Source organism: Paenibacillus sp. KS-LC4, from assembly GCF_036894955.1.
GTDB lineage: Bacteria > Bacillota > Bacilli > Paenibacillales > Paenibacillaceae > Pristimantibacillus.
Map to the genome: position 1 here is coordinate 4,037,856 of NZ_CP145905.1, position 13,693 is coordinate 4,051,548.

Here is a 13,693-nt window from a genome sequence, read left to right on the forward strand (position 1 = left end):
ATTGTCTTTGTCTTCGTCTTTGTCTTCGTCTTTGTCTTTGTCTTCGTCTCTGTCTTTGTCTCTGTCTTTGTCTCTTTGTCTCTCTTTGTCTCTCTCTGTCCCTGTCTTCGTCTTCGGCTCTCTGTCTCTATTCAGGTTCTAACACCATTTATTTTTATTCATGCTGCTTCAATGGCTGACGCACTCTCTTCTAAGCCCGGTTCCTACCCACTATTATCCATAGCTCTAACCGTCTCTACCCGCGTACAAAATCAAGAAATAACCGACATACCCGCCTGCGGCGGCGGTTCATAGCCTTCCAGCAACCGAAAAGCAATGCCTAAGTGCCCCATTAGCGTCACAACCTTCTCGCTGTCCTTCGGGTAACCGCGGTGGTAAACAATCTCCTTAATCCCGCTGTTCGCGAGCATATTCGCGCAAGTCCAGCAAGGCTGGTCTGTTACATATACCGTCGAGCCTTCACGGTCAGCGCGATCGGTAAACAGCAGCAAATTTTGCTCCGCATGGATCGTGCGAATGCAGCGCTGCTTTTTAACCATTTGCTCCGCGCCGTTCTCCTGCTTGATTTCCCATTCCTCCGTAATCATACAGCCCGCCTCCGAGCAGTCCTGAACGCCCATTGGCGCTCCATTATATGCGGTGCCAAGCAGCTTCTTGCCCTGCACCAGTACAGCTCCCACATGCCGCCTCGGGCAGCGTGAGCGCGTCGATACCATATAAGCAATGTCCATAAAATACGTGTCCCAGTCTTTACGTTCGGCGTCTTGCCCTGCTATTGCCATTGTTTCAACTTCCTCCTTGATGCTCGTTCAAAATAATAGTCAGCCACTATTGCGTCTAAAATGTCCAATTAGCACGATATATTCGCTTTTTCATTACTTTCGGCTTCTGCCTGCTATTTTCTCATACTTAAGGATTGGCGACAATGCTGTCTTTCATGCCCTGAAGCAGCTTAGGCCCGATTCCCTTCACTCGCCGCAAGTCATCGACCGATGTAAAGCGCCCATTTTTCTCCCGGTTTTCAACAATCGCTTTAGCTTTTGCTGGTCCGATCCCTTTCAGACCATCAAGCTCCTCAGCCGTCGCTCGGTTAATATCCAGCTTGCCTGAATTCATCGACGACGTCGCCGCGACTTCAGCCGTCTCGCTTTGCCCATTCCCAACATCGCTGCTTCCGTTGCCTGCTGCATTTCCATTCTCATTGCTATTGTGACGCCCTATTCCATTGCTAGTACCCGCCCCAGCTTCGCCAGCTACTCCAGGCTCGACACTTCCCCCATCTGGCATCATCTTCTCTGCACTTTCTACCCTAGATGAGCTCGTTCCCCCTGCTATTTCTCCAGCAGCAGACTTCCCACCTCCGTCTCCTCCATCTTCGACGCCGTTTGAGGTCTGTTTTCCACTACTGCCATTTGTCGCTGCATTCATCTGCTGTCCTTCTCCATCCGCCTGCTTCCCTATGCTGCTGCCTTCTCCAGCCCCGCGCGTCCCCTCAGAAGCTCCGGGCTTACTTCCTACGTCTTGCGGCAATACCGCTTCCACAGCCTCATTTAGCGTCGTCCAGCCGCTTGGAGCCTGCTCCTTCGGCATAAATATAGCAGCTCCAAGCAGTCCACAGGCGAGCAGCAAACAAACCGTCATCATCGTCCGCTTAGCGTCTGAGCCTTTCCCATCTTGCTTCTCCTTCGCTCGTTGCCTCATCCTTACCCACACCTTTCGCTATGAATAACCGCTCCAAAAAACATAAAAATCGTTGACATAACTGCCAAGTTGTCAGGAATACGGTAGAAGAACAGGTAAACTGCGAATAGGCTTACTTCGCCTTAAAGCCTGTTCCACTTCGGAAAATCATCACAGCCTACAAAGCCATTCAAGCAAGGCCCCACAAGGCCGCTTCCATTTCACAACCTCACAATGAAGGAGGTCACCGCATGAAAGTTGGATTTATTGGAACGGGAACGATGGGCAGTCTGCTCATTGAAGCATTAATCGCTTCGGGAGCGCTGGAATCCGATCAAATTTCCGTCAGCAACCGCACCTTCGCCAAAGCGCAGGCACTTGCTGACCGCTATGCCGGACTTCAAGCAGAGGCGAGCAATGCACATGCCGCATTTGGCAAGGATATTGTGTTTCTTTGCATTAAGCCGCATGAATTTAAAAAGGTCATCGACGACATATCGTCTGTGTTAAGGCCTGAGCAGCTGCTAGTTTCGATTACAAGCCCGGTTCTGCTCTCGCACCTTGAGGAAGTAGTGCCCTGCAAAGTAGCCAAAGTCATTCCGAGCATTACCAATCAGGTATGGAGCGGCGCCTCCCTATGTATTTACGGTTCCCGCATCCACAGCGAGGACAAGGAACGGCTCGAATCGCTGCTCGCCTTTATCAGCGAGCCGCTGCAAATTCATGAATCCTATACGCGAGTCGTATCGGACCTGTCCAGCTGCGGACCAGCATTTATTTCCTGTCTGCTGGAGCAGTTCGTAGACGCAGCGGTTGAAGAGACGGGCATTGACCGTAAGGAAGCGCTTAAGGTGGCCAGCGCCATGCTGCTCGGAACAGGATTGCTGCTGACTGAAGGGGGCCTTACGCCTGCTGATGTGCAGGCGCGGGTAGCCGTCCCAGGAGGTATTACTGCACAAGCTCTGAAATTGCTTCGCTGTGAGACCGATGAGGTATTCAACCGGCTTATCCGCACGACTCATGCCAAGTTCCATGACGATGTTGCCAAAGTTTCGATATCTTTTTACGGCGAAGAGGTGAACGGTCAATAGCTGTTCTTCAGCTAACTGACCGTTCACCTCTTCATGTGGCTAACGTTTAATTGGCAACGATATTGACGATTTTACCTTTTACAGCTACGACCTTGCGGATCGTTTTGCCTGCGATAAGCTCCTGCACCTTACCTAGCTCCTTCGCAAGTCGTTCCATTTCGGCTTCATCCGTGTCTGCCGCAATCGACAGGCGCTCAATGATTTTGCCATTAACTTGAACGACGATTTCAACCTCTTGGTCAACCGTCCAAGCCTCTTCCCATACCGGCCATGACTCGTAAGTAATCGTCCCTGTTCCGCCCAGCTTCTCCCACAGCTCTTCCGCAATATGCGGCGCAAGCGGGGACAGCATTTTCACAAAATCAGCCATTGCTTCGCGCGGCAGCACATCGGTTTTATAAGCTTCATTGACAAAAATCATCAGCTGGCTGATCGCCGTGTTAAAACGCAGATGCTCGAAGTCATCGGTTACTTTCTTGATCGTACGGTGCCATGTGCGCTTGAATGCTTCAGTCGTTTCAGCGTCCGAAACCTTCGAGCTCAAGCTGCCATCGTCACCGATGAACAGGCGCCATACGCGGCTTAGGAAACGGAAGGCTCCTTCTACGCCGTTCGTGTTCCAAGGCTTCGTTGCCTCCAGCGGCCCCATGAACATTTCATACAAGCGCAGCGTGTCTCCACCGAATTCCGATACGATTTCATCGGGGTTAATGACGTTGCCGCGGGATTTGGACATTTTTTCATTGTTCGTGCCCAAAATCATCCCTTGGTTAACGAGCTTATGGAAAGGCTCCTTCGTCTCAACTACGCCGAGATCATACAACACTTTATGCCAGAAGCGCGCATACAGCAGGTGAAGCACAGCATGCTCTGCTCCGCCGATATACAGGTCAACCGGCAGCCATTCGCGCTGCTTCTCCGGCGAACAAATTTCCTTGTCGTTTTTCGGATCAATAAAGCGCAGGTAGTACCAGCAGCTGCCCGCCCATTGCGGCATCGTGTTCGTCTCGCGGCGTGCTTTCATGCCCGTTTCCGGATCAATCGTATTGACCCATTCTGTCACATTCGCAAGCGGCGATTCCCCTGTGCCCGAAGGCTTAATCGCATCCACATCAGGCAGCAGCAGCGGAAGCTGATCCTCTGGAACAGGCTTCATTGTGCCATCCTCCAGATGCAAAATCGGAATCGGCTCTCCCCAATAACGCTGACGGCTGAACAACCAATCGCGCAGACGGTAGGTCACTTTGCCATGACCGCTGCCTTTTTCTTCGAGGAAGCTGATCATTTTTGCAATCGCCTCTTCATTGTTCAGCCCATTCAGGAAATCGGAATTAACATGCGCACCATCACCTGTATAAGCCTCTTTGGAAATATCTCCGCCTTGTACAACCTCCACAATTGGCAGTCCGAACTGCGTTGCAAACTCCCAGTCGCGCGTATCATGGCCTGGAACAGCCATAATCGCACCTGTGCCGTAGCCAGCCAAAACATAATCGGCAATCCAGATTGGCGTTTTCTCGCCATTGACCGGATTAATCGCATAAGCACCCGTGAACACGCCGGATTTTTCCTTTGCCAAATCTGTACGCTCCAAATCACTCTTGCGGGAAGCTGTCAGCTGATAAGCCTCAATAGCTGCCTTTTGATCCGCAGTCGTAATTTGGGCAACCAGCTCATGCTCAGGCGCCAGCACGCAATAAGTAGCACCGAACAAAGTATCCGGACGCGTCGTGAACACGACAAGGTTCGCATCATGGCCCTCAATAGCAAACGTCACTTCGGCGCCTGTAGACTTGCCGATCCAGTTGCGCTGCATATCCTTGATGCTTTCCGTCCAATCAAGCTCTTCCAGATCCTCCAGCAAACGCTCTGCATATTCGGTAATTTTAAGCACCCATTGGCGCATTGGCTTGCGTACGACCGGATGGTTGCCGCGTTCGCTTAACCCGTCGATTACTTCCTCATTGGCAAGCACCGTTCCCAGCGCTTCGCACCAGTTGACCGGGACTTCAGCTACATAAGCAAGACCTTTTTTATACAGCTGGATGAAAATCCACTGTGTCCATTTATAATAATCCGGGTCAGTCGTGCTAAACTCGCGATCCCAATCGTAGGAAAAACCGAGCGATTTAATTTGACGACGGAAGTTGTCAATGTTTTTGAAAGTAATTTCACGAGGATGCTGCCCTGTATCCAGTGCATGCTGCTCCGCAGGAAGGCCAAATGCATCCCAGCCCATCGGGTGCAGGACGTTAAAGCCGCGCAGACGCTTGTAACGCGACACGATATCTGTTGCTGTATAGCCTTCCGGGTGACCGACGTGCAGGCCTGAACCGGATGGATAAGGGAACATATCGAGCGCATAAAATTTCGGTTTGCCCGCTTCCTCCCTCGTAGCGAACGTTTTGTTCTCATCCCAATATTTTTGCCATTTCGGCTCTACAATCAGTGGATTATAGCCTTGCGCTTGCTGATCTTGACTCATGATTGTTTCCTCCTTAAGCTTGGTAAAGCATAATATCAACGGGCTTCCAAGGTGAAACGGCTGTCGCCGTCCTTTGGCGGCGCTGCGCGTTTCATTCCGAAAAATATAAGCCTATTTATAAGCGAAAACTTATAAATGCTTATATTTCATGCAAAAAAGCTCCCGCCCCTAGCGTATGATCGCTAGGGACGAGAGCTGTCTCCCGTGGTACCACCCTAGTTAGCCCCCAGACATGCTTTGCCGAGTGCTCACTTGTTGCCTTTAACGCAGGCCAGACGGTACGCTTGCGCGCACAGCTCCAAGGTGAGATTCATATCGCTGCAGGTCCGGCTTGCACCATCCGCCGGCTCTCTAAGCCATGCCCCGCGATACTACTGCTCCTCATCAACGCCAAATATTACATTTTAAGAATTAGTTCCGATTATAATGAAGCTTTCGCGCGATGTCAAGCGATAGCCCCTCCGCTCTCAATTATCCATGGCATTTGCCCCAAGGAGGGGTATAATAGGAGCAGCAAGCTTTTGCAACCTATACTATTTTCGGAGGAATCGTTTATGATGCGTTTTGTAAGCAACAAACATATAACAGACCCGGCGCTTAATTTGGCGCTGGAAGAATACATTTTACGATCACTGCCGCCAGAGGACGATTATTTGCTGTTTTATATTAATGAGCCTTCCATTATTATTGGCAAAAACCAAAATACAATGGAAGAAATCAACCCGCGCTATGTAGAGGAAAATAATATCCATGTCGTACGCCGGCTGTCTGGAGGCGGAGCCGTTTATCATGACGAAGGGAATTTAAATTTCAGCTTCATCATGAGCGACGATGGCCAATCGTTCCATAATTTCAAGAAATTCACCGAGCCTGTCGTGAAGGCGCTAGCCGCGCTTGGCGTTCAGGCCGAGCTTACGGGTCGCAACGATATTCAAGTAGGAGAACGAAAAATTTCCGGCAACGCGCAGTTTTCGGCACGTGGCAGAATGTTCAGCCATGGCACCTTGCTGTTTGATTCCGAAATTGAAAATGTCGTATCGGCTTTGAAAGCGAATCCCGAAAAATATGTATCGAAAGCGACAAAATCGATACGCAGCCGCGTAGCCAACATTTCCGAGTTTCTGGCAGCACCCATCACGATTGAAAACTTCCGCCAAAGCGTGCTTGCTTCCATTTTTGAAGGCAGCGAGGAAATTCCCTATTACGAGCTGACTGAGGAGCAATGGGCAGATGTCCGCGAGCTGGCCCAGACGCGATATCGCAACTGGGATTGGAATTATGGCCGATCACCGGCATTTAATATGCGCCAGACGAGACGGATAGAAGGAGCTGGCACATTTGATGTGCGCCTCCAAGTTGAAGAGGGCCTAATCGTGGATGCCGCTGTATATGGCGATTTCTTCGGCCGTGGCGAGAGCAGCGAATTTGCAACGCAGCTTATCGGTCAGCGTTACGAAGCAGCAGCGCTCGGCAGGCTGCTTGGCGAAATTGATTTAGGCTATTATTTCGGCAAAGTGACGAAGGACGATTTAATGGGCCTGATTTTCGAATAATAGCAAAAGGCGCCCCGGTTTTCTCTAAGTAAGAGAGACCGGGGCGCCTGTTATTTCACACGATAGATTGAAAGGATCAAGTCCGCTACATGCTTTTTTTGCCAATTGCAAGCCGCCTAATCCAGACAACAATCCCGTAACCAAGCACAGCAGCGACGCTGTTCATGATTATATCATCAATGTCGAAGCTGCCGCGCCTCGTGAGCATTTGCAGCATTTCCAGCAGCGTAATAAATAGCAGAAACGACAGCAGCGTCTTGCCCAGCCGCCAGCGAAAAACAATGGGAAGCGCGATGCCATAAGGTACGAACACGACAAGGTTGCCGCCCATATTAATGACCCAATCGCTAAGATTTATATGATTAAAGTTCGTTATATACAGCTTAATCGTCGAAAACGGAATGAAATTATATCGAAGCTCCGCACGGTTGCCCGCCTGCCGGCCAAACCCAAAAAACATTGCATAAATGAGCCACATCGTATAAACAACGATAAGAGCGGCTGTCACTTTTTGAACAAAGGAAACGGAATTACCGCCTGCCTGCTTCAACGTAATCGCCCCTCCACTTCTCCCGGGTTAATAGGACACCGCTAATTTTTTCACTCGATACCAATAGCTGTATTGCAGCGTAAAGCCCAGCTTGTCATACAAGCGATTAGCCGCCTCATTAGCATGCGTAACGAGCAGATAGCTGTGCTCCGCCCCAATCTCCTTGCCCCACTGCAAAATATGGAGCAGAAGCTGCTCGCCAAATCCACGCCTGCGAAAATCCGGTGAGGTCACGATGGCATACAGACCAATATATCCTCGCTCCATCACGCCAATTCCGCAAGCCGCGGGCGCTCCCTCTACATAAAGCACTGCAAAGGCCGTCTGGAACGGCGGTGATGCAAACATATTTTTCAGCGTCTCGCGCTCAACTGCCGTGTGCTTCGCCATCGACGTGTAGGCTGCCAGCCAAGCTTCACTTATAAAAGGATCTATGCGCACGTCCAGCCCGCCAGCCGGCTTACGCATTTGAGCAAGGGGCGCCGTTTTGACATAGACGGGGTCTATTTTGTCGTAGCCTTGCAGCGCGAGCGTCTCATCCAGCTCCGGGGGCTGGGAGAATGGCGTTATTTTATAGGCCGTATCCAGTCCATGCGCCGTATAAAAAGCTTCGCCATAGGCGATTTTTCGCGATAGCTCTTCCCCGCTGCAGGCTGCTGGCACAATGGAGTTTGACCGTTTGGTATAGCCGTTCGCCAGACGAAGCTGCCACCCCTCATACATAAGCACTTGCAGCGCAGGCCAAGCATTCATTGATAGCTCCTCCAGCTTGAGCTGAAGCCGCTCCTCCAAGGAGGAATTTAATGCTGCGCTGTCCAGAAGCTGCTTAATCTGTGCCACATGATGCCGGTCATGCGCAATAAAATCGTTCAAATACGCCTGCAGCCGGAAGGGATGCCCCTCGCTATCTATGTATTCAGCCTCATATTGCTGCTCCGGCAAAGCTTGAATGAGCCCCACAATCGCTTCACGATCCTGAATCGTCTGCCTGATCAGCTTGGCAATTGAAGTATAGCGACCATATAAACGGGCATTTTCATTAAAAGCATCATAATCCAAATGCCTCAGCGTCAGCGCCTGCTGTCGACTCAATCTTTCAATGGCTGTCGTGAGAAAATAACGATCCCAAAGCGCTATATGAGCGACGACCTCGCGAACAGACCATTTTCCCGGAGCCAAGCTTAGCTCCCATACCGCTTCCTCCTGCTGCTCCAACGTCCCCACAAATGTAATCCATTCCTGAAAATTTTTGAGCAACTGCTGTTTTCCCTGCTCCTGCTCCATAAACCGCTCTCCCTCGTTTCGCTTTCCCTATATGTGAGCTTACTTTTATTCGGAATGATCTATAGTAGGTTGTGCCTCATATCGAAGCCAAACAGCCGCCCTGACGGCGGCATATGCCAATCCATTAACCACTAACAACATAACTATTAAGCAATTAAAGCAATTTAAAGCGGGTAATTTGGTCAAGCTGCTGCTCTGCCATTAAAATCGGACGCTGTCTCGGCCCAAACAGATCAAAATGCGGATAGCTGTCCCGGTAATGAATATATCGGGGATCAAGCCCGTAAGACATACACCACTGCGTCAGCTTATCTATATTGGAGCAGCCTACTTTCGTTACCGTCTTCATAGTCGGAAAGCGCGGGTCCAGCCAGTAATGCGTCAAAAAAGCGATTTCTCCGCTCTGCACCCGTTCCTTCCAATCATTCATTTCGGTTCTGGATATGCCGAATGCCACTCGTCCATCTCCTTATTCCCCTGGTAAAATATGCTTAACACGACCTACTTGCCCATCTGTCAGCCGAACTTTAATGCCGTGCGGATGCGTGCTGGAATTCGTCAGCAAATCCTTGACGATGCCTCGCGTCAGCTTGCCCGTACGCTGATCCTGCTTAAGTACAATGTCAACCTGCTGACCCGGCTTAACCGCCGCGCGATTCGTTCCATTCATGCGTTACCCTTCCTTTTCAAAAAAACGTCTTGAGCGAGCGTGTGTACTTGATTATGACTTTTTTCAAAATACAAGCAGTTATAAGCTTAACTCTTATAATGAGCTTAACTTTCTCGAATTGAAACACGCTGCGCCTTCATAGAATTTATATTTTTCTTTCAAAATAGCATAGCATATGTGCAGGAAAGATGCACATGATGGGTACAACCTGTTATACTTAACACCAAACGATGTTTTATGAAATGAGGAAATTGTCTAATGTCAACTGATTTTACTGCAATGGGCGTTATGCCGGAGCTGGCCTCGCGTCTCCATGAGAACGGAATTACCGAGCCAACACCGGTTCAAAAAAAATCGATTCCCGTACTGCTAGCGGGACAAGACGTCATTGCCCAAGCTCAAACCGGAACAGGCAAAACGCTTGCCTTTGCCTTGCCTATATTGCAGCGCATTCAAGTGCACAAGGAACAGGTGCAGGCGCTTATTCTGACTCCAACCCGCGAGCTTGCCATTCAAATTACGAGTGAGCTTACGAAGCTTGCTCCGACTGTTGGCGCTACAGTGCTAGCCGCTTACGGCGGACAAGATGTTGTCGCACAAATTCGCAAGCTGAACAACGCTCCCCATATCGTTGTAGCAACACCTGGTCGTTTACTTGACCATATTCGCCGGGAGACGATTAATCTGGGCAAGCTAAAAATGCTCGTGCTGGATGAGGCTGACCAAATGCTGCATATGGGCTTCCTGCCGGAAGTCGAGAACATTATTGCACATATGCCTAGAGCCCGCCAGACGATGCTGTTTTCGGCTACGATGCCGGAGGCGATCAAGCGCCTTGCTGCAAACTATATGAATACGCCAGTCGATATTCGTATTCAAAGCACGCATGTGACGCTGGACAACATTAAGCAATTCGTCATCGAAACAACGGACCGCGGACGTGAACGTGCCGTTATGCAGCTCATTGAGCAGCATAACCCTTATTTAGCTGTTATTTTCTGCCGGACGAAGGTGCGGGCCAAAAAACTGAATGCTGCTTTGCAGGATAAAGGCATTCCTTCGGATGAGCTGCATGGCGATTTGACGCAAGCGAAGCGTGAGCAGGTCATGAAGCGTTTCCGCGATGCCAAGCTGCAAATTCTTGTCGCAACGGATGTCGCTGCGCGCGGACTTGATGTAGAAGGCGTTACCCACGTCTACAACTACGATGTACCGCAGGATTCGGAAATTTATATTCACCGTATCGGCCGTACAGGTCGCGCAGGTCAGCGCGGTACAGCAGTAACTCTCTCTTCACCGCATGATCGCGGCGCAGTTGCTCACATCGAGCGCAGCATTGATGCTTCCCTGCAACGCTTTACGATTGACGAAGATGGTCAATTAACAGCTGACAACACGAAGCGCTCAGCAGCCCCAGCCAAGGCATATGGCAGAGATTCCTCCTCATCAGAGCGTGGCGGAAGAACACGCGGTGGACGCGATTCGGGACGTTCCGGCCAGCAAGGACGCAGAGGCGGCGAAGCCTCTGGTGGTCGCGGACGTCAGCAAGCTGGCGGCAGAGGCCGTGGGCAACAGGCTGAACGGTCAGCCGCTCCAAGCAAATCGGGCGGCGGCAGCCCTTGGGAAGCAGCAAGCGGCGGTAATTCAGGAGGCAAGCGCAGCGAACGGCCTTCCAGTCCTCGCGGCTTCGGCGGCGGCGAGCGCAGCGAACGACCTTCCGGTCCTCGCGGCTTCGGCGGCGGCGAGCGCAGCGAACGACCTTCCGGTCCTCGCAGCTTTGGCGGTGGCGAGCGCAGCGAACGTTCCTCCTCAGGTGCACCGCGCAGCTCTGGAGGACGCAGTTCCGGTGGACGCAGCTCCGGTTCTGGCAGCAGCGGTCGCAATTCCGGCGGTTCCAGCCGTGGTTCCAGCCCATCCCGTGGCGGCGGAGCAGGAAACGGTCGCGGTCGCAAAAGATAAATGAACATTTCAAGCAGCTTTCCGTCGATATCTATCGACGAGAGCTGCTTTTTTCATCCCTCCCGGGCATTCGATATAGTAACATGTATCATAAGCTGCTGAATTTAGCGGCCTTACAAGAGCCCAATTATAAATGACCCATGACAGGAGTCCATTCCAAACAGGGCGAAATACATACAATACTGTATACCGAGCGGCAGGGAAACGAACATTACAATAAAGCAGCACCCTAAGCCGGAAATTAACTGTACAGGAGGAATTAGCATGTCTGGTGTACATGGAGGCTTCACATCGACGGGTGCCATCCTGGTCCTGTTTATTCTTCTGGTCATCATAACTAAAGGATTTTTGTACTAATCCTAACCACACACTGCATGCAAAAAAAACCGTCGGGATTCGCGCTCCCGGCGGTTTTTTCTTCATTCTATCTCTCCTGTATGACAAGGGAGACTCGTTTTTTATTTCGACCCTTATGCCTGATCAGCCGCAAGCTCGTTTTAATGCTCTCAGTTCCAGCAAAGCTCAGCGTACCTGCCAAAATAGCGTTGTGGAGCAGCTTAAGCCCCACATTGTATGTCAGCATGCCGATTACGATTTCAATTATGATGAAACGCCTGATATCTGCTGATGTAATGACGTATACTTTAAAGGTTTGGGCACGCAAGCAGCAATCACCTCATGAATGGTATTTATTAACCTACCCTATGATGCTGACAGATTGTCTCATTCATTATGCTTCGAATGCTGCTGCTGCAAATTCCGTCATTATTGCAAATCCGTCCGTCGATAAGTACGAAGCAGCTCCAGCTCGCCTTCAGTCAGCTCACGATAGCTTCCCTCTTCAAGCTCAGGGTCCAGCGCCAGAGGGCCCATGGCCACCCGCTTTAAATGGACAACCTGTTTGCCTACTGCCTCAAACATCCGCTTGACCTGGTGGAACTTCCCTTCCATAATCGTTAACGTAATCATCGACATAACGCCTTCAACCGTCTGTTCCTGGCTCCGTACATTCAGACGGGCAGGCATCGTCACATACCCATCATCCAGCTCAACGCCCGCAGTGAACCGTTCTTGGTCTGTACGTCCCACATTTCCTCGAACGACCGCCTCGTATGTCTTTGGCACATGCTTGCGCGGCGACAGCAGCTCGTGGGCCAGTTGCCCATCATTGGTCAGCAGCAGCAGACCAACCGTATCCTTGTCCAGACGCCCTACCGGAAACGGCTGAATTGCCTGATCCTCGTACTCAAGCAAATCAACGACCGTCTCGTCTTTACGATCCTCAGTCGCCGATACGACACCTGCTGGCTTGTTCATCATAAAATAAGCGAACTCCCGGTAATTGACCTGCCGTCCTTCGAACTTGACCTCATGCAGCTCGGGATTAATAATCATGCCGCTATCTTTCACAACAGCTCCGTTAACGGTCACGAGTCCCTGCTTGACGAATTTTTTAATTTCACTTCTCGTGCCGTTGCCCGTATGGGACAACAGTTTGTCCAGCCTTATTTTTGCTGCCAAAACAATCTCTCCTCCAAATATCTGCTTCCCTCTTTATACAACAAACCCCCAAAGGCGCTCGCTTGTGCGCCACTGGAGGTTTGTTATTAGCTTTGCGTACCCTTCTTCGCCCGCAAAACCGCCGCTTCAACGTCAAGAGCAAGCTGCTGGAGCCCGAACAAATCCTCCTGCTCCCACATTTCATTAAACTTCATCTGAAACTGAGCAGCTTCCCGAACGCGGTGGTAAAAATAAAGATCCTGTATCGTGCTGAGCACCTTGCTGACAACATTCGAGCTTTCCTCGAAGCCGCGCTGCGCATCCAAAATTTCATGGCGAATGCTGGACATCTCCTCATCAAGAGAGGAGGCCGCCTCCGCCGCCTTTTTGAGACGCAGACGCACATCCTCAGGCAGGCTTTCCTTATATTTATAGTTCAGCGAGTGCTCGATCGTCGCCCAGAAATTCATCGCAAGCGTGCGAATCTGAATTTCTGCTAATACCTTTTTTTGACCGAGCGCCGTTTGGACAGGATATTCCACAATCATATGATAACTGCGATAACCGCTATCCTTATAATTCGTAATATAATCCTTCTCATTCACAAGCTTTAAATCTTTGCGCGAACGAATTAATCCGGCAACCCGGTGAATATCATCAACGAACTGGCACATAATGCGAATGCCCGCAATATCCTCAATTCCTTGCTCCAACTGGTCCGCTGGCACATGCAGCCGCCTTGCCTTCTCCAAAACGCTAGAAACCTTCTTCACTCGGCCTGTGACAAATTCAATAGGCGAATAGGATTCACGCCTTTTCAGCTCTACGCGCAGCGTTTTAAATTTAACTTTGAGTTCTTCAACCGTTTGCTCGTATGGCTGTAAAAATAGATTCCAGTCTCGTCCATCCATCAGGGCCGCC

General features: G+C 50.6%; 14 protein-coding genes and 1 other annotated feature. Of the genes, 4 read left to right on the forward strand and 10 right to left on the reverse strand.

What is annotated here, in order from left to right; all coding sequences use genetic code 11:
• Window positions 1–251 precede the first annotated feature (251 nt).
• Window positions 252–782: a dCMP deaminase family protein gene (locus V5J77_RS16960; protein WP_338551996.1), complete on the reverse strand. Its 531-nt coding sequence runs from the start codon at window positions 780–782 to the stop codon at window positions 252–254.
• A gap of 127 nt (window positions 783–909) precedes the next feature.
• Complete coding sequence (locus tag V5J77_RS16965) at window positions 910–1,701, reverse strand: ComEA family DNA-binding protein (protein ID WP_338551997.1); 792 nt, start codon at window positions 1,699–1,701, stop codon at window positions 910–912.
• A 230-nt stretch (window positions 1,702–1,931) separates the two neighbouring features.
• Between V5J77_RS16965 and comER the strand changes: the two genes are divergently transcribed.
• Entirely contained in the window at window positions 1,932–2,771 is an 840-nt protein-coding gene (comER, locus tag V5J77_RS16970; RefSeq protein WP_338551998.1) for a late competence protein ComER, read from the forward strand.
• A gap of 46 nt (window positions 2,772–2,817) precedes the next feature.
• On the opposite strand, the gene leuS is transcribed toward comER, so the two are convergent.
• Window positions 2,818–5,256 carry a leucine--tRNA ligase gene (gene leuS, locus V5J77_RS16975; protein ID WP_338551999.1) on the reverse strand — a complete coding sequence of 813 codons (2,439 nt, stop codon included), beginning with the start codon at window positions 5,254–5,256 and terminating at the stop codon, window positions 2,818–2,820.
• Between the two features lie 181 nt (window positions 5,257–5,437).
• Window positions 5,438–5,653: a binding site (T-box leader), on the reverse strand.
• A 160-nt stretch (window positions 5,654–5,813) separates the two neighbouring features.
• Here leuS and V5J77_RS16980 point away from each other — a divergent pair.
• Window positions 5,814–6,809: a lipoate--protein ligase gene (locus tag V5J77_RS16980; protein WP_338556881.1), complete on the forward strand. Its 996-nt coding sequence runs from the start codon at window positions 5,814–5,816 to the stop codon at window positions 6,807–6,809.
• An 85-nt stretch (window positions 6,810–6,894) separates the two neighbouring features.
• Here the strand turns inward: V5J77_RS16980 and V5J77_RS16985 are convergent, their stop codons facing one another.
• The 4 genes from V5J77_RS16985 to V5J77_RS17000 all read right to left on the reverse strand — a co-directional run bounded on the left by V5J77_RS16985 (window position 6,895) and on the right by V5J77_RS17000 (window position 9,313).
• The gene (locus V5J77_RS16985) at window positions 6,895–7,359 is read right to left on the reverse strand and encodes a VanZ family protein (protein ID WP_338552000.1); all 465 of its coding nucleotides are present in this window, start codon (window positions 7,357–7,359) and stop codon (window positions 6,895–6,897) included.
• 27 nt (window positions 7,360–7,386) lie between these two features.
• A complete protein-coding gene (locus V5J77_RS16990) occupies window positions 7,387–8,643 on the reverse strand; it encodes a GNAT family N-acetyltransferase (protein WP_338552001.1) in 1,257 nt (418 codons plus the stop codon).
• Window positions 8,644–8,797: 154 nt separating this feature from the next.
• Window positions 8,798–9,100, reverse strand: coding sequence for a hypothetical protein (locus tag V5J77_RS16995; protein ID WP_338552002.1), 303 nt, complete (start codon window positions 9,098–9,100; stop codon window positions 8,798–8,800).
• Window positions 9,101–9,112: 12 nt separating this feature from the next.
• Window positions 9,113–9,313: a YwbE family protein gene (locus tag V5J77_RS17000; protein ID WP_338552003.1), complete on the reverse strand. Its 201-nt coding sequence runs from the start codon at window positions 9,311–9,313 to the stop codon at window positions 9,113–9,115.
• A 258-nt stretch (window positions 9,314–9,571) separates the two neighbouring features.
• Between V5J77_RS17000 and V5J77_RS17005 the strand changes: the two genes are divergently transcribed.
• Together V5J77_RS17005 and V5J77_RS17010 are read left to right on the forward strand one after the other, a co-directional pair.
• Window positions 9,572–11,272, forward strand: a complete 1,701-nt coding sequence (locus V5J77_RS17005) for a DEAD/DEAH box helicase (RefSeq protein ID WP_338552004.1) — start codon at window positions 9,572–9,574, stop codon at window positions 11,270–11,272.
• Between the two features lie 264 nt (window positions 11,273–11,536).
• Entirely contained in the window at window positions 11,537–11,629 is a 93-nt protein-coding gene (locus V5J77_RS17010; RefSeq protein ID WP_081418580.1) for a sporulation protein YjcZ, read from the forward strand.
• A 67-nt stretch (window positions 11,630–11,696) separates the two neighbouring features.
• Here V5J77_RS17010 and V5J77_RS17015 read toward each other — a convergent pair whose 3' ends face one another.
• From V5J77_RS17015 to V5J77_RS17025, 3 genes are all read right to left on the reverse strand, one after another.
• Window positions 11,697–11,936: a hypothetical protein gene (locus V5J77_RS17015; RefSeq protein WP_338552005.1), complete on the reverse strand. Its 240-nt coding sequence runs from the start codon at window positions 11,934–11,936 to the stop codon at window positions 11,697–11,699.
• 101 nt (window positions 11,937–12,037) lie between these two features.
• Window positions 12,038–12,793 (reverse strand): pseudouridine synthase, encoded by a 756-nt coding sequence (locus V5J77_RS17020; protein ID WP_338552006.1) that lies wholly within the window; start codon window positions 12,791–12,793, stop codon window positions 12,038–12,040.
• 86 nt (window positions 12,794–12,879) lie between these two features.
• Window positions 12,880–13,683, reverse strand: a complete 804-nt coding sequence (locus V5J77_RS17025) for a GTP pyrophosphokinase family protein (RefSeq protein WP_046229954.1) — start codon at window positions 13,681–13,683, stop codon at window positions 12,880–12,882.
• Between the last annotated feature and the right edge of the window lie 10 nt (window positions 13,684–13,693).